The organism is Sphingobacterium sp. 40-24, assembly GCF_001899705.1.
Classification (GTDB): domain Bacteria; phylum Bacteroidota; class Bacteroidia; order Sphingobacteriales; family Sphingobacteriaceae; genus Sphingobacterium; species Sphingobacterium multivorum.
In genome coordinates, this window is the sequence record NZ_MKWH01000021.1 from 355,785 (window position 1) to 375,006 (window position 19,222).

At 41.0% G+C, this 19,222-nt stretch carries 18 protein-coding genes and 1 tRNA gene; 7 read left to right on the forward strand and 12 right to left on the reverse strand.

Annotated features, from left to right (window positions below):
- Nucleotides 1-76 precede the first annotated feature (76 nt).
- Nucleotides 77-1,780, forward strand: coding sequence for a protein-disulfide reductase DsbD family protein (locus BGP15_RS08330; RefSeq protein ID WP_286769211.1), 1,704 nt, complete (start codon nucleotides 77-79; stop codon nucleotides 1,778-1,780).
- 197 nt (nucleotides 1,781-1,977) lie between these two features.
- A complete protein-coding gene (pfkA, locus tag BGP15_RS08335; RefSeq protein WP_286769212.1) occupies nucleotides 1,978-2,952 on the forward strand; it encodes a 6-phosphofructokinase in 975 nt (324 codons plus the stop codon).
- Nucleotides 2,953-3,118: 166 nt separating this feature from the next.
- Here the strand turns inward: pfkA and BGP15_RS08340 are convergent, their stop codons facing one another.
- The 5 genes from BGP15_RS08340 to BGP15_RS08360 all read right to left on the reverse strand — a co-directional run bounded on the left by BGP15_RS08340 (nucleotide 3,119) and on the right by BGP15_RS08360 (nucleotide 7,218).
- Nucleotides 3,119-3,565, reverse strand: coding sequence for a hypothetical protein (locus BGP15_RS08340; protein WP_070561451.1), 447 nt, complete (start codon nucleotides 3,563-3,565; stop codon nucleotides 3,119-3,121).
- A gap of 315 nt (nucleotides 3,566-3,880) precedes the next feature.
- Nucleotides 3,881-5,020, reverse strand: coding sequence for a TlpA disulfide reductase family protein (locus BGP15_RS08345; protein ID WP_286769213.1), 1,140 nt, complete (start codon nucleotides 5,018-5,020; stop codon nucleotides 3,881-3,883).
- Nucleotides 5,021-5,094: 74 nt separating this feature from the next.
- Complete coding sequence (locus BGP15_RS08350) at nucleotides 5,095-5,856, reverse strand: TPM domain-containing protein (RefSeq protein ID WP_286769247.1); 762 nt, start codon at nucleotides 5,854-5,856, stop codon at nucleotides 5,095-5,097.
- 199 nt (nucleotides 5,857-6,055) lie between these two features.
- A complete protein-coding gene (locus tag BGP15_RS08355) occupies nucleotides 6,056-6,484 on the reverse strand; it encodes a TPM domain-containing protein (RefSeq protein WP_070561453.1) in 429 nt (142 codons plus the stop codon).
- Between the two features lie 155 nt (nucleotides 6,485-6,639).
- Nucleotides 6,640-7,218, reverse strand: coding sequence for a LemA family protein (locus BGP15_RS08360; protein WP_046673163.1), 579 nt, complete (start codon nucleotides 7,216-7,218; stop codon nucleotides 6,640-6,642).
- A 165-nt stretch (nucleotides 7,219-7,383) separates the two neighbouring features.
- Between BGP15_RS08360 and BGP15_RS08365 the strand changes: the two genes are divergently transcribed.
- Together BGP15_RS08365 and BGP15_RS08370 are read left to right on the forward strand one after the other, a co-directional pair.
- Nucleotides 7,384-8,928: an NAD(P)/FAD-dependent oxidoreductase gene (locus BGP15_RS08365; RefSeq protein ID WP_286769214.1), complete on the forward strand. Its 1,545-nt coding sequence runs from the start codon at nucleotides 7,384-7,386 to the stop codon at nucleotides 8,926-8,928.
- Between the two features lie 59 nt (nucleotides 8,929-8,987).
- Nucleotides 8,988-9,060, forward strand: a tRNA-Gly gene (locus tag BGP15_RS08370).
- Between the two features lie 562 nt (nucleotides 9,061-9,622).
- On the opposite strand, the gene sufD is transcribed toward BGP15_RS08370, so the two are convergent.
- From sufD to sufB, 3 genes are all read right to left on the reverse strand, one after another.
- Complete coding sequence (gene sufD / locus BGP15_RS08375; RefSeq protein ID WP_286769215.1) at nucleotides 9,623-10,930, reverse strand: Fe-S cluster assembly protein SufD; 1,308 nt, start codon at nucleotides 10,928-10,930, stop codon at nucleotides 9,623-9,625.
- Between the two features lie 59 nt (nucleotides 10,931-10,989).
- Nucleotides 10,990-11,748 (reverse strand): Fe-S cluster assembly ATPase SufC, encoded by a 759-nt coding sequence (gene sufC / locus BGP15_RS08380; protein ID WP_286769216.1) that lies wholly within the window; start codon nucleotides 11,746-11,748, stop codon nucleotides 10,990-10,992.
- A 62-nt stretch (nucleotides 11,749-11,810) separates the two neighbouring features.
- Nucleotides 11,811-13,262, reverse strand: a complete 1,452-nt coding sequence (gene sufB / locus BGP15_RS08385) for a Fe-S cluster assembly protein SufB (RefSeq protein ID WP_046673118.1) — start codon at nucleotides 13,260-13,262, stop codon at nucleotides 11,811-11,813.
- A 332-nt stretch (nucleotides 13,263-13,594) separates the two neighbouring features.
- Here sufB and BGP15_RS08390 point away from each other — a divergent pair, with 332 nt between their 5' ends.
- Entirely contained in the window at nucleotides 13,595-14,065 is a 471-nt protein-coding gene (locus BGP15_RS08390; RefSeq protein WP_046673117.1) for an Lrp/AsnC family transcriptional regulator, read from the forward strand.
- A 148-nt stretch (nucleotides 14,066-14,213) separates the two neighbouring features.
- Here BGP15_RS08390 and ung read toward each other — a convergent pair whose 3' ends face one another.
- Entirely contained in the window at nucleotides 14,214-14,888 is a 675-nt protein-coding gene (ung, locus tag BGP15_RS08395; RefSeq protein WP_286752799.1) for a uracil-DNA glycosylase, read from the reverse strand.
- 228 nt (nucleotides 14,889-15,116) lie between these two features.
- Here ung and BGP15_RS08400 point away from each other — a divergent pair, with 228 nt between their 5' ends.
- The gene (locus BGP15_RS08400; RefSeq protein WP_286769217.1) at nucleotides 15,117-15,656 is read left to right on the forward strand and encodes a tetratricopeptide repeat protein; all 540 of its coding nucleotides are present in this window, start codon (nucleotides 15,117-15,119) and stop codon (nucleotides 15,654-15,656) included.
- A gap of 68 nt (nucleotides 15,657-15,724) precedes the next feature.
- Here the strand turns inward: BGP15_RS08400 and BGP15_RS08405 are convergent, their stop codons facing one another.
- Nucleotides 15,725-16,189 carry a hypothetical protein gene (locus BGP15_RS08405; protein WP_286752800.1) on the reverse strand — a complete coding sequence of 155 codons (465 nt, stop codon included), beginning with the start codon at nucleotides 16,187-16,189 and terminating at the stop codon, nucleotides 15,725-15,727.
- 67 nt (nucleotides 16,190-16,256) lie between these two features.
- Nucleotides 16,257-16,739 (reverse strand): DUF4293 domain-containing protein, encoded by a 483-nt coding sequence (locus tag BGP15_RS08410; protein ID WP_112375080.1) that lies wholly within the window; start codon nucleotides 16,737-16,739, stop codon nucleotides 16,257-16,259.
- A 192-nt stretch (nucleotides 16,740-16,931) separates the two neighbouring features.
- On the opposite strand from BGP15_RS08410, the gene BGP15_RS08415 reads away from it, so the two are divergent.
- Nucleotides 16,932-17,453 carry a PglD-related sugar-binding protein gene (locus BGP15_RS08415; RefSeq protein ID WP_070561469.1) on the forward strand — a complete coding sequence of 174 codons (522 nt, stop codon included), beginning with the start codon at nucleotides 16,932-16,934 and terminating at the stop codon, nucleotides 17,451-17,453.
- On the opposite strand, the gene BGP15_RS08420 is transcribed toward BGP15_RS08415, so the two are convergent.
- Nucleotides 17,454-19,217, reverse strand: coding sequence for an ABC transporter ATP-binding protein (locus tag BGP15_RS08420; protein WP_070561471.1), 1,764 nt, complete (start codon nucleotides 19,215-19,217; stop codon nucleotides 17,454-17,456).
- Nucleotides 19,218-19,222: the final 5 nt, after the last annotated feature.

The following is a 19,222-nucleotide window of genomic DNA, read 5'->3' on the forward strand; positions in this document are numbered from 1 at the left end:
TCTACACGGATAAATTAATAAGGCGATTCTCATCGCCTTTTTTTATTTTTGACCATAACATCAGAAATTCATACGCATGTTAAAAAACACATTCATTCTATTTTTAATTGCTTTTTTCAGTCTTTCTTTAACGACAGCAACTTTTGCCTCCGCACAAGATAGTTTAACAAGTACAGAAGGACTTCAATTTGAATCATCACCGGATACAGCTACCGCTGTTGAAGCGGTACCTGAGGATCTAAATTTTACAGCTTCACCTGACACAATGGTTAGTCAGGACAGCAGCAAAATAGCTCCTGTTAAGGCAAACGCTCCCTCCGGGCAAGAATCAAGTAAAAAATCACTTTGGAGTATCTTTATCGCAGGATTAGTTGGCGGCTTCGCAGCGCTACTCATGCCATGTATATTTCCAATGCTCCCACTTACCGTAAGTTATTTTACAAAACAGGCTGGAAGCCGCGCAAGCGGTATCAGCAAGGCACTCCTCTACGGTCTCTTTATTATTGTGATCTATGTCGCTTTAGGAATGATTATTACCATTTCCTTTGGTTCGGATGCATTGAATGCTTTATCCACAAATGGGGTATTTAACTTCCTATTCTTCCTCTTATTAGTTGTTTTCGCCGCATCCTTTTTTGGTGCTTTTGAAATCACGTTACCGAGTTCTTTTGTCAATAAAATGGATGCCAAATCCGACAAAGGCGGTCTCGTAGGGCTTTTCTTTATGGCATTCAGCCTTTCACTGGTCTCCTTCTCCTGTACTGGCCCCATTATTGGCACCTTATTGGTCGAAGCGGCCTCAAAAGGAGAACGCCTAGGTCCTGCAATCGGTATGCTTGGCTTTTCTATAGCACTTGCAATTCCTTTTGGCTTATTTGCGGCGTTCCCTTCGATGTTAAAATCCCTGCCAAAATCTGGTGGCTGGTTAAATTCGGTGAAGGTTGTACTCGGCTTCTTAGAGCTTGCACTGGCACTGAAATTCTTATCAAATGTAGATTTGGCCTACCATTGGAATTGGCTGGATCGGGAAGTCTTCTTATCGCTATGGATTGCCATCTTTAGTATGATGGGCTTATATCTTATTGGAAAGATTAAGTTTTCACATGACAGCGAATTAAAATTCCTCTCCGTACCGAGAACTATTCTCGCTATCATTGTATTCTCCTTCGTTATCTATATGGTACCGGGACTATGGGGGGCTCCCCTAAAATCAATTTCAGCTTTCTTGCCACCTTCGGCAACACAGGATTTTGACCTGTCGGCAGGAATAGCAGCCGCTCCCGCACACAGTGATGGTAAAGTCAAAAAATATGCGGAGATTTTTCACGAACGCGGTACACCAAAAGGATTTGATCCATATTATGATTATGATGAGGCGCTTGCGGCTTCAAAAGAACAGAATAAACCTGTATTGATAGATTTTACAGGATGGAATTGTGTCAATTGCCGAAAAATGGAAGCAAATGTATGGACTGATCCTGCCGTTGCCAAGCTATTGAAGGAAGAATTTATAATGGCCGAATTGTTTGTCGATGATAAAACAGAATTACCTGCAAACGAACAATTCGTTTCAAAATACAGTGGCAAAAAAATCAAAACGATAGGGAATAAAAACAGTGATTTCCAAGCCTCAGCTTTCGACAGCAATTCGCAACCACTCTATGTTATCGTCGATGCATCGGGCACCGTATTGGTTCCAAAAACTGGTGCAAACTATAATATTGCGGAGTACACTGCGTTTTTACAGAGCGGAATTGACGCCTTTAAGGCAAAAAAATAGTCTGTATACAGCAGAAGGTATGCTTAGAGAATAACAGCAGAGAACATGCGATTATTAAATTTGCATTATCTTTAGCTCACACTTAGATGAATTGCAGTTAAAAAAGCGATTGCTTGTTCTCAATAGCGATATTGGCGACTTCTAATAACGGAAATATAATTGTATATACGCTTAAAAATAGCTAAGTTTGAGTACGTATGAGTAACATTAAAAAAATTGCTGTTTTGACATCTGGAGGAGATGCTCCAGGAATGAATGCTGGTATCCGCGCTGTTGTTAGAGCGGGGATCTACAATAATCTTGAAGTATTTGGGGTACGCAGAGGTTATGATGGTCTAGTTAATGGTGAGATTATCCCTATGGATGCTAAATCTGTAGCCAATATCATACAACGTGGTGGTACTATCCTAAAAACAGCCCGCAGCGAGGCTTTCAAAACAATTGAAGGACGTAAGCAGGCTTATGAAAATTTACGCAGCCACGGTATTGATGCCATGGTTGTTATCGGTGGCGATGGTACATTTACCGGCGCATCCAAATTTATCGAAGAATTCGATTTTCCTATCATCGGTCTTCCGGGCACAATCGATAACGATTTGGCCGGCACAGACTTCACTATTGGCTATGATACAGCCATTAATACAGTTATCCAAGCCGTAGACAAAATTCGCGACACCGCCGAGTCTCACGATAGACTTTTTGTGATCGAAGTGATGGGCCGCGACTCTGGTCTTATCGCCGTCCGTTCTGGTATCAGTACCGGTGCTGAAGCAGTTCTGGTTCCTGAGTTCGAGGTAGACTATGATGCGATTATGAAAAGACTTGACAAAAGCCGTAAAAATAAATCATCCCGCATTATTATTGTCGCTGAAGGCGACAAAGAAGGCGGGATGGTGGTATCGGAAAAAATCAAGGAAAATTTCCCGCACTACGACGTTAGATTATCTATTTTAGGACATATTCAGCGTGGCGGAAGCCCTACTTGCATGGATCGTGTACTGGCCAGCAGGCTTGGAATTGCGGCGGTAGAGGCTTTACTACAAGGCCGCAGAGGTGAAATGGCCGGACTGATTTGCAGTGAAGTAAGATTCACTCCTTTTAAGAGCGCCATCAAGCATAACGTAAAAATGAATGAAGATCTGCTTCGTATCATTGAAATCCTTTCGTTGTAAATGATCTAGTTTATTCTTGACTAACAATAAAAAAAGAGTATACATCGTGATGTATACTCTTTTTTTATGCCTTGCGTTGCTAGATTTGTCCAAATTCTTTGGTAAGGCCTGATACCTGAACGGTCATATTCCATAAAGGCATATGAGCATCATATCCTGCCAATTGTTATTTAAGCAAATTATTGCGGTATTCTTCAGATACCGGCGGCAGCTGAATGGCCTGGCCTGCTTTGGCCATCGAGTCCGCAAAATGATTCGTATTGCTGATCGCCTGTTCATACGCCTTAATAACCTGTTCCGATAGGTGTAGGACTTTAGGATCTTTGAGATCAACACGGTATTGATTATTTTCCAGTGTAACATGCTGATAAAAACGATATGCCGCAGCCTTTAGTTGACCCAGCTCCTGTTGTGACAACTGATCGATTCTGGCGTTAGGCGGCAACGTAACATCGATAAATGTCGTGTCTTTAGCCAATTGATCAATCGGGTGATCCAAAGGTATGGCATGCAACGCCTCTAGGTTGACAACAGGAATTCCCTTATCTTGATCGCCACCGCAGGAAGCAATCACCGTCCCCAAGAATATACCCAAAATTACTGTTTTCTTCATCTTTACAATTTTATAACCCCAATAGCGCTGATCACCATGTTTAAATACCTAGGATTCATCATCCCCTAATCCGGCTGTTACGAGGATATAGCGGTTTCACGCAATCATTTGCTATAGCAGCAGACGAAGTTAGCAAATTCATTCAATGTTTTGCAGTCGTCACGCTATTCGCCTTTTAGAGTCGTCAATTAGTTGCGGCGCCAAAAAAGCGATTGGATGAGGACGACTATAAAAAGAAACCCCTAATTGCAGACTCAGTTCACATGAGTATAACAATTAGGGGTTATTCATGCCCAATGGCAACTAAATATCAGTTTACTTTAGCAATTCTGCTAACTTCGCTTCCAAAGCCTCACCTCTTAAATTTGATGCGACAATTTTACCAGAAGGATCAATGAGGAAGTTTTGCGGAATACCACGTACTTCGTACAATTTTACCGGAGCTGACTTCCAGCCCTGTAGGTCTGAAACGTGTGGCCATTGTTGTAAATTATCATCATGGATAGCTTTCAACCAAGCATCTTTTTTACCGGGATTGTCTAAAGAAACACCAAACACGGTAAATCCTTTATCTTTAAATTTATTGAAAGCCGCAACGACATTCGGGTTCTCATGACGACAAGGACCACACCAACTTGCCCAAAAATCCAACAAAACATATTTTCCTCTTAAGGAAGATAAGGAAATATTCTTTCCTGTTGTGTCTGGCAATGTGAAGTCAGGAGCTACGGAACCAACAGCTATTGCTTTCAATTTCTGGATACGCTCAGCCAATTCCTTCCCTTTTTCAGAATTTTTCAGTTCAGGAGACATTTTCTCAAAAGAAGCTACATATTCATTGACGTTTTCACCGCTGACATTCTCAGACAACAAATCCAACGTATACCAGCTTTTTGGGTTTTTGTTAATAAATTCAGCATCTGCTTTTTCCATTTTTTCGGAAATCTCACCAGCTTGTTTTTGTAAGCCTTCGATGAATTTAGGGTCCTGTTTTTGCGTCTCCGAAGCCGCATAATATTGTTGGTTCAATGCCTCGAACGCATCTGTATGCGGTTTCACAAAAGCCTTGTACTGCGTCAGATCGTCATTAAGCGCCGTACCTGAGACCGTTGCATTTTTAAACCCTTTGGTTGCATCGACTTTGATAACGCCTTTAGAAAGATATAACTGTGCTGTCTCAGGTTGCTTTTGACTATTTCTAAGTTCTGCAAAAGTTAAGCCCTCCGGCGAATAGATCATCATACCTTTTGTTGGTGTAGCTACCTGTCCGTTGAACTTAAATTCGCCTTTTACGACCGTTGCTGAATCAGTCTGACGAGTGCCATTCGCAGCATACTGCATAAACACTTTCGCTTTGTCTGACGTCGTGTTTACTTTTCCTGTAACCGTGAAGCTTTCTTGTGCCATTAACAAGGCTGGTAAAAAGCTTAAACCCATTAATATTCCCTTTTTCATAATTATATACTTCCCATAAATGTAAAACATTTCCGTTTCACTGTCGTCCTATTTAACATTATTTAGCAAAGATGTTACCAACGTCCGGAAGCACCGCCACCACCAAAATCACCGCCACCGAAACCGCCAAATCCGCCACCAGAGCCTCCGCCGAAGCCACCGCCGCCACCTCGGCCGCCACCGCCGCCAAGACCATTCAGCAATGTCCACCAAAAGATATCAGAAGCGCCGCGTCCATTCATCACACGGCCACCACCGCCACCACCTCGTCCACCGCGATTGGAGAAAAGAACAACCAAGACTATCACAATAATAACAACAAACATCACCGAACCTGATCCCTTTCCTTTCGGTTGTTTTGGATCAGCTTTGTACTCACCCTTTGTGTAGGAAATTAAGGAACTGGTCGCATCGTCCACTCCTTTGTAGTAATTGCCCTGACGAAAAGCCGGCTTGATATCATTTTCAATAATACGATATGCAATGGCATCCGGGACAGCGCCCTCTATACCATAACCTGTTTGAATGGTCACCGCCCGATCTCCCAGAGCGACCAACAACAGAATACCGTTATTATACTTTTTATTCCCAATACCCCATTTTTTCGCTAAACGAACCGCATAATCAGAAATATCATAGCCACCGGTAGAATTCATCATAACCACTGCAATCTGCGTAGATGCGGAATCCTCAAATGCCAATAGCTTCTGCTCCAATAATTGCTTCTGACTTGCGGTCAATGTGTTTGTATAATCATTGACAAGCCTATTTGATGTTTCTGGGAAATCTTGGCCCAATACTGTGGCTACCGACAGCAAACAAAGCAACATAGCCATAGCAGGGATTCGAACCCGAGAAAATAATCTCGATACAAATTTCATCCTATAATTCTCTTTTATTCATTTTTATTTGCCTTGAGCAGTTTTCATGCAAATGGCGTTCGGTGAATCCCGAAATCGGGTTTATCACGATCTTTATCAGTTTATTTGTGAGACAGGGAATCGCTTTTCGGGACTGTTTCTGGTCACTTAACAACTAACGGTCTCCAAAAACAATATCATTTGGAAGCTCGTTGATGTCATCGTGTTCACGCGGGAAGAATTTTGCCAATTGTTTACCCGCATGTTCGATCCCCTTGACCAAGCCCTCAACAATGCGATCCACCCGAAACTCCGCCACCATAAGATCTTTGGTACTGTTCCAAAAATCACCTTCTACACGTTGGTGAATTCCCTTATCGCCAATAATGGAAAATTTATGGTCTTCAAGCGCGATATAGATAAGAACACCATTTTTCAATGTAGTCTTGTGCATGCCCAATTTGGAAAAATAATAGGTTGCACGATCATGTACCTCGTCGGGGCAATGATTTTCGACCACTACACGAATCTCACCAGAAGTCTCATTTTCAGCTACATTAATAGCGTGAACGATCTTCTCTTGTTCTTCAGAATTTAATGCCATAGTTTGTATACGTTTGCACTCCAAAACTAGATTACCATACCGGTTATTCCAGATTCAAAGGGTCTAAACTAATTAAAACACGATAAAAAAATGGATGATGTGCTTCTACGAAAGCCGCATCATCCATCATCCTGTTCATTCCTAACAATTTGCTGTTAGAATGATACCGTTGGCGCTTTATCCGAACCCGGGGCCGCAGTAAATGTACCTTTTGCCTTAAATCCGAACATACCCGCCATTAAATTATTCGGGAAGCTACGTACGGTGGTATTATATTGCTGTACCGCTTCATTGTAAGATCTACGTTCTGTTGAAATACGATTTTCAGTACCTTCCAGCTGTGCTTGTAATTCCAAAAAGTTCTGATTGGCTTTCAAATCAGGATAAGCTTCAACAGACGCCAAAAGACGACTCAACGAACCGCTGAATTCATCCTGAACTTTTTGAAACTTGGCAATATTCTCCTCAGACAAGTCATCGGCATTAATCGTCACGGAAGTAGCTTTAGCTCTTGCCTCTACAACAGCTGTCAATGTACTTTCTTCGTGTTTTGCCGCTCCTTTTACTGTATTAACCAAATTTGGAACTAGATCCGCACGACGTTGATACGCATTTTCAACTTGTGCCCATTTTCCTTTAACATTCTCATCTTGTGAGACCATCGTATTGTAGCCACAGGAGTTTAATGATACTAATGCAAATAAACCACATAGGGCGACCAAAAATCTTTTAATTTTCATTGTTCAAAGAATTAAATACTATTCAAATTTTACGGTTACACTATCAAAGCATATACCAAGCTCTTACTAAGATAAGAATATTTTTATTTCCAAATCTCCAAATAGCCAATATTCATTAACTTTGTCCCGGTTTTGGGATAAAAACCCAGCCCTCATACTATGCAAAAAGAAATTGAAATTGCGATACTTCCAGAAAGAATCGAGGACGATCAGTATATTCTACAGCAAGGGATCAAAGCCCTGAAAGTCCAACCTCAACAAGTCAAAGGTTATAAAATCCGTAAACGTTCCATTGACGCCCGAAGCAAGCAGGTTGTTTATCGAGCTCGGGTTATTTACTACATTGACGAGCTTCCTGTTCCAGAAATCTACGAAAATAATTTTAAGTCCGTTAAAGACGGTAAACCCGTTATTATTATTGGCGCGGGCCCTGCCGGCCTGTTTGCAGCAATACGCTGTATTGAACGTGGTCTCAAACCAATTGTAATCGAACGCGGTAAAAAGGTCCAAGACCGTAGACGCGATCTAGCCAAGTTGAACCGGGAAGGCATCGTAAACCCTGAGTCAAACTACTGCTTTGGTGAAGGTGGAGCTGGAACTTACTCAGACGGAAAATTATATACACGTTCCAATAAGAGAGGTGATGTCGATAAAGTACTCAAACTTTTCGTTTCCCATGGGGCCACGACGGATATTCTGGTCAATGCACGGCCACATATCGGTACAAATAAATTGCCGCATATTATTGAGGCCATGCGCGAGAGCGTCCTTGAATTTGGGGGCGAATTTCATTTTGACCAACGTGTCGATGACATTTTAGAATCCTTCGGTCAAGTACGCGGTGTCAAATTAGCCAATGGTGAAGAAATTAAGGCAGATCATGTCATTGTAGCAACAGGGCACTCTGCGCGGGATATTTTCGAGCTTTTTCATCGCAACAATTGGCTGATCGAAGCCAAAGCATTTGCTTTGGGTGTGCGTATCGAGCACCCGCAGGCAATCATTGATCAGGCGCAATACCACTGCCAGGTAAGAAGCGAGCATTTGCCGCCAGCCTATTATAGCCTGGTTGAACAGGTGAATGACCGTGGTGTATTTTCATTCTGCATGTGCCCAGGCGGCGTCATTGCTCCCTGTGCAACAGATTTAGATGAAATCGTTGTCAACGGATGGTCGCCATCCAAACGAAATAATCCGCACGCCAATTCAGGCACCGTTATTCAGATCAACCTTGAGGACGTTGCCAATGCACATAAGGATCCATTTGCATTACTGAATTTTCAGAAAGAGATCGAGCGAAAGGCTTTTGCCGTAGGTGGCGGTAAGCTCGTGGCTCCGGCGCAACGCATGGTCGACTTTGTCGAAGGACGTGTGTCTATGGATCTGCCAGAAAACTCGTACAATCCCGGAACAGCATCTGCAGATCTCACCGAAGTGCTACCTGCTTTTGTTCACGAAGCATTACGCGGTGCGTTGCCCATCTTTGGCAAAAAGATGAAAGGGTATTATACCAATGAAGCCATTTTAGTCGGTGTAGAGTCACGTACATCTTCACCGATTCGGATTCCTAGAAATAAAGAAGATTTACAACACCCTCAGGTCAAAGGACTTTACCCTTGTGGTGAAGGGGCAGGTTATGCCGGCGGTATCATTTCAGCGGCTATAGACGGTATTAATTGTGTTGATGCGATCAATTTAAGTTAATATTTTTTGCTTTTCCTCTTGCAGAATACGAATAAATGCCTTACTTTTGTAACATCAACGCGAAAGTAGCTCAGTTGGTAGAGCACAACCTTGCCAAGGTTGGGGTCGCGAGTTCGAATCTCGTCTTTCGCTCAAAAAAAGCTTCCAAAATTTGGAAGCTTTTTTCGTTTAATAGTGCTCTGTTATTCCCTACATTTCAGCCCTTCAGCACCTTTATCTTTGTTTGATTTTAACTAAAATTGTCGAAAAAATTATTAGCACAATTTAAAGCAAGTACCAAGAATTAGTTTCAACGTTCGTTCCATTTACGAAAAAAGGAACCAAACAAAAGGGACCAAATTCGAAGCTTCCTCGGTGCTTCTTCGGAGCTTCTTCGGAGCTTGTTCGGTACTTGTTCGGTCCTTCTTCGGTTGTGAGCGAACAAATAGCGTTGTAGCTCCGATTAAGATCCGTTGTTATACCGTGAAAATGACGAAGTTGATATCCAAAAATTACTAGGGTTTACCCCACAGCAAACAATGATAACTTTAAGCGCTTCTCCCAATACAATTAAACGCTCTTCCGTCCAAGCAAGAGCAACAAGAAGCAACTTGGCGCTTGATACGAAGGCTACGATGTATTGGTCTATGAAAAAAAATGGCGTTTACTTATTCAGTAAACGCCATATTTAAAAGCTATATGATCCTAAATGGATTTAATTTGTTCTTAGGCTTTCTTCTACAAGCTCTTCAACATATTTGCGAACAACCTCATTTGAGAAACGTGTCGTTACGTCAAATGCAAATGCGTGCACCAACAGGATACGAGCAGACTCTTCGCCAATTCCTCTTGCTCTCAGATAAAACAGCGCTTCATTATCAAACTGACCGATGGTACACCCGTGTGAACATTTTACGTCATCGGCAAAGATTTCCAACTGTGGTTTGGTATAAACCGCCGAATTGTCTGACATCAACATATTATTATTCTGTTGAAAAGCATTCGTTTTCTGCGCATCTTCGCGCACAAAGATTTTTCCATTGAAAACCGCAACGGACTTGTCCTGTGTAATATTTTTATACCATTCATAAGACTCACAATGTGGTTTCAGGTGGTCTACGATGGTATGATTATCGACCAATTGATCGGCAGCCGTTAAGTTGATTCCATATAAATGGCTCTCCACATGCTCGGCATCCAAACGGACGTTGATATTGTTACGGATAAACGAAGCGCCTGGAAAATTACAGTTGTAATTATTGTAAAGGCTGTATTTTTCTTGATAAACCTCTGTATGATTAAAGTAACGGCTTACAGATTCCGCGAGCTGCAAATAATAATGTTGTACTTTAGCATTCTCTTTGACGATAATCTCAGAGACCTTATTGTGTACATTATTTGCGGTACCTTCTGCAGTAATAAAGCTTTCGATCAATTCAAGTTCTGCATTTGGCTCGACAACAATCAAATTACGTGTTTGCGCAAAGAAATCCTCTTTCCCTGTAGCGACATGAATAATCTGGATTGGTTTATCAAGTACAACTCCCTTTTTCAAATGGATAAAAACACCATTGGTAAAAGCAGCCGTATTCAATGCGACCATAATATTGTCTGACTTATCCGCATATTTAGCAAAATGGGACTCAAATGCAGGCTCTGAAGCGGCTTCATCCATTGGAATAACCGACAGTCCCTTTACATTTTCTAATTCACTTACTGCTAATACATACTGACCATTCACCAAAATAATGCGGTAGGCATCCAACTGCGGAATCTCACCTGCACTAAAGTCTAAGCCTTCGATATCCACATCGACATCAAGCGCATAAGGCTTATTGATAATACTGTGGATGTTTGTATATTTCCATTCTTCATTCTTAACGGTGGGAAAGCCTGCTGCTTCGAAACGCTCGAATGCAAGTTGGCGGGCCTCCACGAAAAACGAAGGTTCGTCTGAAACGCCTTGCTCTTTGAAAGCTCCCAACACTTGTTGAAGTAATGATTCTGAAACTAATGTACTCATGTTATTTTTTAATCAAATCGCCAAAATTCTCCTCTAATCCTATTTACTCAGGTAAAAGATTAGGCGTTTTGTGTATCATATTCTTTTAACCAATCGTATCCTTTTTCTTCGAGCTCCAAAGCTAATTCTTTAGGTCCCGATTTCACGATACGGCCATTGTACAATACGTGAACAAAATCTGGAACGATATAATCCAACAAACGTTGGTAGTGTGTAATAACAATAAAAGCATTGTCTTTAGAGCGCAATTGATTCACACCATTTGCAACGATACGAAGTGCATCGATATCCAAACCAGAATCTGTCTCATCCAAAATAGATAATTTCGGGTTCAACATCGCCAATTGAAAAATTTCGTTACGCTTTTTCTCACCACCGGAGAATCCTTCATTTAAAGAGCGGTTAGCCAAATTAGCTGAAAACTCAACCAATTTTTGCTTGTCTTTTACCATTTTTAAAAATTCCTTCGCTTCCATTGGCGGAAGACCTTTGTACTCACGAATATCATTTACAGCCGTTTTCAAGAAATTGATATTCGATACGCCCGGAATCTCAACAGGATATTGAAAAGCCAAAAACAGCCCTTCACGCGCACGGTCTTCAGGGGAAAGATCCAATAAATCCACACCGTCCAATAGTGCGGAACCCTCACTTACCTCATAGGATTCACGTCCTGCTAATACATTCCCTAATGTACTTTTACCAGCACCATTTGGTCCCATAATCGCATGAACTTCGCCAGCTTTTACTTCTAGGTTTAACCCTTTTAATATTTGTTTGTCTTCTACAGACGCATGTAAATTTTTAATGCTTAACATTTTATTCGTATTGAGTATGGTATAATGTAGCGACTTAAACTACATTCCCAATGATTTTTTATCTATCCTACTGAACCTTCTAATGAAATTGCCAATAATTTTTGAGCCTCTACAGCAAACTCCATCGGCAATTGATTTAATACTTCTTTTGCATACCCGTTGACAATTAAACCAACAGCTTTCTCAGAATCGATACCCCGTTGATTCAAATAGAATACCTGGTCCTCACCGATTTTGGAAGTAGTCGCCTCATGCTCTAATTTGGCCGTCTTATTTCTATTTTCGATGTAAGGGAATGTATGTGCCCCACATTTATCACCGATCAATAAGGAGTCACATTGTGTAAAGTTACGTGAGTTGTCGGCATTTGGACCGATTTTCACTAAACCTCTATAACTGTTGTGGCTCTTACCGGCGGAGATACCTTTAGAAATAATTTTAGATTTTGTGTTTTTACCCAAATGAACCATCTTCGTTCCTGTATCAGCTACCTGATGATTACGCGTCATGGCTACAGAGTAAAACTCACCAATAGAGTTATCGCCCTTTAAGATCACACCCGGGTATTTCCATGTAATTGCAGAACCGGTTTCTACCTGTGTCCAGGAGATTTTACTGTTATCGCCCTTACAGATTCCACGCTTGGTTACAAAGTTATAAATACCACCTTTTCCTTCTTTATCACCAGGGTACCAGTTTTGAACGGTAGAATATTTAATATCAGCATCACGCTCGGCAATCAATTCAACCACTGCCGCATGCAGCTGGTTTTCATCACGCATAGGTGCAGTACATCCCTCCAAATAAGAAACATAAGCCCCCTCATCCGCAATGATCAACGTGCGTTCGAATTGCCCAGTATTCTGTGCATTGATACGGAAATAGGTAGACAATTCCATTGGACATCTAACGCCTTTTGGAACGTAAACAAAGGATCCATCCGAAAACACTGCAGAATTTAATGCTGCATAAATGTTATCTGTCTGCGGAACCACTGTACCCAAATATTTTTTCACCAGGTCAGGATGCTCTTGCACGGCCTCACCAAATGAACAGAAAATAACTCCTTGCTCTTTTAATTTCTCACGAAACGTTGTTTTGACAGATACCGAATCGAAGACAGCATCTACAGCCACAACTCCCGCCAATATTTTTTGCTCATCCAAAGGAATTCCCAACTTTTCGAAAGTGGAAATCAACTCAGGGTCAACCTCATCCATCGAATTAAGCTGCGGTTTTGCTTTCGGGGCTGCATAGTAGGAAATCTCTTGAAAATCAATCTCGGGAGCTTTGAAATTCTGCCAAGTAGGCATTCTTAACGTCAAGAAATGACGGAAAGCTTTTAACCTCCATTCCAATAGCCATTCAGGTTCATTCTTTTTTGCCGAAATAAAACGAACCGTATCCTCAGTAAGGCCTTTGGCTGCAATTTCCATTTCGATATCTGTCGTGAACCCGTATTTATATTCTTCGAGCTCTAGCTCTTTTAACAAATCGTCGTCTTTAGTACTCATATTGCGCTCTCACGGTTTAACTAATTTGGGAGGGCTTCACCTCCGCACCTATCGAACTGCAAAGTTACAATTTCAAAGCCAATAAAACAGCATTTAATAGCACCTTACGAAGGCATTTTTAATAAAAAAATGACATTTATCACTCCATTTCATTAAAATGAGCACATTTCAATCGATTATGACAGTCAAATGATTTTGCATCGATTAAAATTATAATTATAAAAACACGATATAGCTAAAATCTATTTATCACCAATAATTTTGTATATTTTTAAATTTCCAAATATAATTTTGTATATTTACAAATACTATTGATTATTAAGACTTAAGATATGCCCTTTGCACCGGATAAAACAGATTTAAAAATTCTTAAACTATTACAAGAGAATGGTCGTATAACTAATTTGCAACTCGCATCTAGCATCGGACTGTCCCCCGCGCCAACCTTAGAGCGTGTGCGAAAACTGGAAAACTCCGGCTTCATCAAAAGTTACCATGCCTTTGTGGACGAGGAGAAACTGGGGCTTGGGATCAAGTCGTTCATACAGATCTCACTCGATTTCCATACCCACAACGCTATTCCTGAATTTGTAGCTGCAGTCAAAATGATACCTGAAGTAACCGAATGCCATCACGTTACAGGCAATTGTGATTTCATCCTCAAGGTTTACGTAAAAGATATCAAAGCTTATGAAGGCGTCATCATGGAAAAAATATCCAAAATACCTTTTGTAAAGACATTCCAAACCATGATGATTATGTCGACCAGCAAAAAAGAACCCATTATTCCTTTAGAATATTAAGCGAGGGAATTAAGCCCAATCAAAAATATCATTACCGGAATCTCGCTCTTGGACGCATTTGCGCCATGCGCGAATCACCGGCAATGATGTTTATCTACTTTAGCTATTAGACAGCAAACGCTTCGCAAAATTTAACCCAAGCCACAACTTAAATCAGGCGCCAATCAATTGGGGTTTTACCATGTGCCGTCAAATACTGGTTTGCGCGTGAAAAATGCTTACTACCAAAAAAACCACGATAGACAGACAACGGTGAGGGATGAACCGCCGTTAGAATAAGATGCTTCTTCGCATCAATGAGCACACTTTTCTTTTGGGCATAACTTCCCCACAACAAAAACACCACATGTTCACAACGCTCCGAAATGGCATGAATAATACTGTCTGTAAAAATCTCCCAGCCTTTCTTTTGATGAGAACCAGCCAAATGCGCCTGAACTGTCAAGGTCGCATTTAACAATAATACCCCCTGCTTGGCCCAAGAAGTCAAATCGCCAGCATGCGGCTCAACAAAACCAGGGATATCATCTTGCAATTCCTTAAAAATATTTTTTAAAGATGGGGGCAAGGCAATCCCTGCCGGAACTGAAAAAGACAGCCCATGTGCCTGCCCGTCATTGTGGTAAGGATCCTGCCCTAAAATAACCACTTTCACCTGATCCAATGGCGTCAGCTTAAAAGCATTCATCACCAGATCTGCCGGTGGAAACACTTTCGTTTTCTGACGCTCTGCTTGCACAAAAGTAGATAACTGTTTCATGTAGGGCTGAGCGAACAAAGGCCTTAATACAGGAGCCCAAGAATCATCGTATTGCTTTTCCATAATTCAAACATAGACAAAGTTGCATATAAAGGCAAATTTATCCGGCTGCCCACCTATTCGGCGTTGTACCAAAGCAAGATTATCAGAACACATCGATTAACATAAAAGCTACCATTTTCTAGAAAAACACATTTTTACAAAATAACAACCTGAACGAGTTGCTTAAACGGTGAAATTAACGGATATTTGCAGAATTAAATTGAATACAAATATTTTAAACAAAGATTTATGTCAAATCTCGTTAGAATCATTATTTGCAGTGCATTGCTTATCGGAACAGTTGCCTTATTCTGGACCGGAAATTGGGGATGGGGAATTTTAGGGATCTTGATCACGATCTTGGGTTTTGTTACTGTATTTTTCCATGAATATATGCTGATTGCGCAATGGCATATGCGTAAACAAAATATGGCCGCAGCTGAAAAATGGCTAGGTAAAATCACCAACTACGAAAAGCAATTGATCCCACAACAGCATGGTTACTACAACATGCTGATCGGACTGATCGAATCACAACGTGCACCTATGCAATCTGAAAAATATTTTAAGAAAGCATTGGCATTGGGTCTACATATGGACCATAACATCGCCTTAGCAAAATTGAGCCTAGCCGGTGTAGCCATGGGGAAGCGCAATAAACGTGAAGCCGAAAAACTTCTTCAAGAAGCTAAAAAAGCAGATAAAAATAAGTTATTAGCTGATCAGATCAAAATGATGAAAGACCAGATGGGCATGATGGACAAACAGCAGATCAGATACAATCGATAATATTGAATAATCAAAAAAAGCTTCGAAGTTATAACTTCGAAGCTTTTTTTGTCAAGAGACAAAATCAATTATTTCTTTAATGAAATAGGAACCTCCAAAAACTCCCCCTCTTCTGTACTGCTCTCAAAGACCAGTTTAACCATAACCGGTTTATCCGTTTTCTTCCAATCCTTTACAACGACCTGTATATCCACAGGCTTATCTTCTTCTAGCAAATAGTGCAGATAATTCTGCTTATCTTCAAATTTAACCAATACATTTCCCATCCGAATCGTGGAAAAGAAATGGGGCTGTTTCTTCTGATCCAACACTTGCGTGGAAAAGGTGTTCATTTTATATTCCCGAGGATTCTTACTATACGATATAGCAAACAAATTGATCACCAATTCATGCTTAGGCTCATCTACGTGAAATTCCTTTACATCGAATTGAATATCATCAACAACCAACAATGAATCTGCCGACTGCGCCTTTACAAACCCACCGACAAGGAAGAGCATCAAGACAACAACATATCTAAAAAAAACGTTCATATCATATTATATTTAAAAAAGCCACGGTCTTCGTGGCTTTAACTATTATTGGATTATTCTTTCAAAATTATGCCCTCAATCGATCGGCAGAACGGATCAACTTTTCATCTTTACGTACTCCGCCCATGGCCAACGCACAGAAAATAATCGAGATAGGCAACAAAAAGAATCCTACGCCGATATTCCCAGCACCCAAAAATTGGTTCACCGTAGCGAGATGAGTACTTGCAGAAGAATATAGCCATACTGCAAATAAGATAATTGCGACAACCTCTACCCAAATAAGCAAAAGTTGGACTTTACGCTTTTTAAATTTAAATATCGTGAACAGGGGAAGCCCTCCTAATAATACGGTGGCCACAGTCTGGAGAATATAACCAAATCCCCCCTCGTGTACTGGCTGACCCGCAGCAACACTATACACACCGGTCACCTTCACATTCTTTCCTAAACCAACTAAATCGCTATAATTAACATAGGGAAATAGAAACAAGCCGAATATGACTAATCCTGCTATCAGCAAATAAACAGTTTGGATACGTTGAATCATAGTTTAATTTTTGTATACCAACAAACTTAGATAAATTGATTTTTATATGCAATATAATTGCGATCGAAAAAACAATCAACCTTACAGCTCATTAAACAGCAAAACAATCAAACCCTATATTTTGTTGGATTTTTTTACACGATACCAAAGGGCTTCATTTTAGAAAGTTTTATCTTTGCGAAAAAAAATACCATGTTATATATATACGGTGCAACTGCTCACGCTAAAACTGCGGTAGATGTAGCAGAAGATTTAGCGATTGAAATTGGTGGTCTTATTGACAAATCATTGCTCATTGAAGATGTATTCGATTATGAGGTTCAACTTCACCATCAAGTAAAAGGCACGGAGGAAGATTTCTTTATTGCAGTCAAGAACCCAGGCCTTCGCCAACGGATTGTATCGGAAAATGCAGACTGGAATTACCAGACCCTCATCCATCCCAAAGCCTACGTATCAAAACGAGCGGAGATTGGTGAAGGCACCATTATCCTCCCCGGCGCTTCCATCGCCCCCGATGTACAGATAGGCAACCATTGCGTTATCGCCGGTTCTGCTGTTATCGAAAGCAATACCATTATTGAAGATTTTGTCAACATCGGACCAAATGTCTCAATCGGAGCAAACGTTCTCGTAGGGCGAGGTTCAGAGATTAAAGCAAATACACGGATCGAAGATGAAGAAACGATCCCCAAAGAGAGTATAATCGCTTAATTAAATCCCCGCGGAGTGAAATTGCAAGTCGTATAGTTTTTTATAATACCCATCAAAAGATAGCAATTCCTGATGCGTTCCAATTTCCTTGATTTCGCCTTTATCCAACACAATAATCTTGTCCGCCTTCTGAATGGTGGACAAGCGGTGGGCAATAACAATCGATGTTCTTCCTTTCATGAGGTTATCGATTGCATGCTGGATCATTTCTTCCGTTTCGGTATCTACTGAAGATGTCGCCTCGTCTAAAATTAGAATCCGGGGATCGTGTACCAAGGCTCGTATAAAAGAAATCAATTGGGCCTGCCCCGCGGATAAGGTTGCACCCCGCTCTTTCACATCATAATCATAGCCCCCAGGTAGTCGCATAATAAAATCATGCGCCCCCACTTCTTTTGCGGCTTCAATGACCTGTTCTCTAGATATCGCTGGATCACCTAATGTGATGTTATTGATGACGCTATCCGAGAAGAGGAATACATCCTGCAATACCGTCGCAATGGTATTTCTCAGATAATCGAGATCATAATCGCGGATATTACGGCCGTCCAACAGAATTTCACCTTTATTGATTTCATAAAAACGGCTTAGAATATTGATGGTAGAAGATTTTCCAGCACCAGTAGCCCCAACTAAAGCCAGCGTCTCACCCGGATTAACGTTAAAGTTAACATCCTTTAGGACCCAGTTTTCCTCATTATAGGCGAACCAAACATCGCGAAACGCAATCTCACCTTTGATGTGTGCAGGTTTCAATGTACCCAAATTTGGGGTCTTTTCATCGGTATCCAACACTTCAAAGATCCGTTCAGCGCTAACCATGCCCATTTGAAGCGTATTGAATTTGTCAATAAGCTCCCGAATGGGCCTAAAGATCATATTGATATACATGATAAAGGCCACCACTACACCCGGAGAGATCACATCACCCATAATTTGTTTGGAACCGAACCAGACCAACAATCCCAAAGCAATGGCCATGATAATTTCCAAAACAGGGAAAAAGATGGAGAAATACCAATTGGTCCGAATATGGGCATTACGATGTTGCGCATTAATTTCCTTAAATTTATCCATTTCCTGCTTTTCACGCGCAAAATATTGGATAATACCGACGCCCGTAATGTGTTCCTGCAAAAAGGTATTTAAGTTAGAAACCCATTTCCGCACATCGATAAAGGCAGACTTCATCGCCTCTTTAAATACGTAAGTCGCTGCCACCATCAAAGGCATCGGAATTAAAACAATCAATGTCAGCTTCCAATCGGAGTAAAACATCACAACCAGAATAACGACCAACTGTAATAAATCGCCGATAATCTGAATCAAACCTTCAGAAAAAATATTGGAAAGAGTCTCCAAATCAGAGATGGTACGGGTAATTAATTTTCCCAGTGCTGTGCGATCAAAATACTTCAGCCTGAGTTGAACAATGTGGTTAAATACCTGAATCCGAATATCACGGATAACCGACTGCCCCAGAGTATTTGTCATTAAGGTATGGTAATAACGGATCAAAGTCTGCAGGATGACCAATGCCAACATTGCAATCAGCATGAGGGACAATCCATTGGTATCGAAGTTTAGGATATAGTTATCCAGCGTATGCTGGATTAGCATAGGTAAAGCGGGGGCTACTGCAGCCAGCAATATCGTTAGGACGACCGATATCCAAAATGCCATATGATATGGACGCATATAGCGACTCATGCGTTTCACCAAATTGATATCGTAGGTTTTACCAGTTATTTTATCTTGACTCACGTTAA

Excerpts from the sequence above, each read along its gene's own strand:
- BGP15_RS08330 (WP_286769211.1), top strand. The coding sequence starts at position 77 with ATGTTAAAAAACACATTCATTCTATTTTTAATTGCTTTTTTCAGTCTT.
- pfkA (WP_286769212.1), top strand. The coding sequence starts at position 1,978 with ATGAGTAACATTAAAAAAATTGCTGTTTTGACATCTGGAGGAGATGCT.
- BGP15_RS08340 (WP_070561451.1), bottom strand. The coding sequence starts at position 3,565 with ATGAAGAAAACAGTAATTTTGGGTATATTCTTGGGGACGGTGATTGCT.
- BGP15_RS08345 (WP_286769213.1), bottom strand. The coding sequence starts at position 5,020 with ATGAAAAAGGGAATATTAATGGGTTTAAGCTTTTTACCAGCCTTGTTA.
- BGP15_RS08350 (WP_286769247.1), bottom strand. The coding sequence starts at position 5,856 with ATGGCTATGTTGCTTTGTTTGCTGTCGGTAGCCACAGTATTGGGCCAA.
- BGP15_RS08355 (WP_070561453.1), bottom strand. The coding sequence starts at position 6,484 with ATGGCATTAAATTCTGAAGAACAAGAGAAGATCGTTCACGCTATTAAT.
- BGP15_RS08365 (WP_286769214.1), top strand. The coding sequence starts at position 7,384 with ATGCAAAAAGAAATTGAAATTGCGATACTTCCAGAAAGAATCGAGGAC.
- sufD (WP_286769215.1), bottom strand. The coding sequence starts at position 10,930 with ATGAGTACATTAGTTTCAGAATCATTACTTCAACAAGTGTTGGGAGCT.
- sufC (WP_286769216.1), bottom strand. The coding sequence starts at position 11,748 with ATGTTAAGCATTAAAAATTTACATGCGTCTGTAGAAGACAAACAAATA.
- sufB (WP_046673118.1), bottom strand. The coding sequence starts at position 13,262 with ATGAGTACTAAAGACGACGATTTGTTAAAAGAGCTAGAGCTCGAAGAA.
- BGP15_RS08390 (WP_046673117.1), top strand. The coding sequence starts at position 13,595 with ATGCCCTTTGCACCGGATAAAACAGATTTAAAAATTCTTAAACTATTA.
- ung (WP_286752799.1), bottom strand. The coding sequence starts at position 14,888 with ATGGAAAAGCAATACGATGATTCTTGGGCTCCTGTATTAAGGCCTTTG.
- BGP15_RS08400 (WP_286769217.1), top strand. The coding sequence starts at position 15,117 with ATGTCAAATCTCGTTAGAATCATTATTTGCAGTGCATTGCTTATCGGA.
- BGP15_RS08405 (WP_286752800.1), bottom strand. The coding sequence starts at position 16,189 with ATGAACGTTTTTTTTAGATATGTTGTTGTCTTGATGCTCTTCCTTGTC.
- BGP15_RS08410 (WP_112375080.1), bottom strand. The coding sequence starts at position 16,739 with ATGATTCAACGTATCCAAACTGTTTATTTGCTGATAGCAGGATTAGTC.
- BGP15_RS08415 (WP_070561469.1), top strand. The coding sequence starts at position 16,932 with ATGTTATATATATACGGTGCAACTGCTCACGCTAAAACTGCGGTAGAT.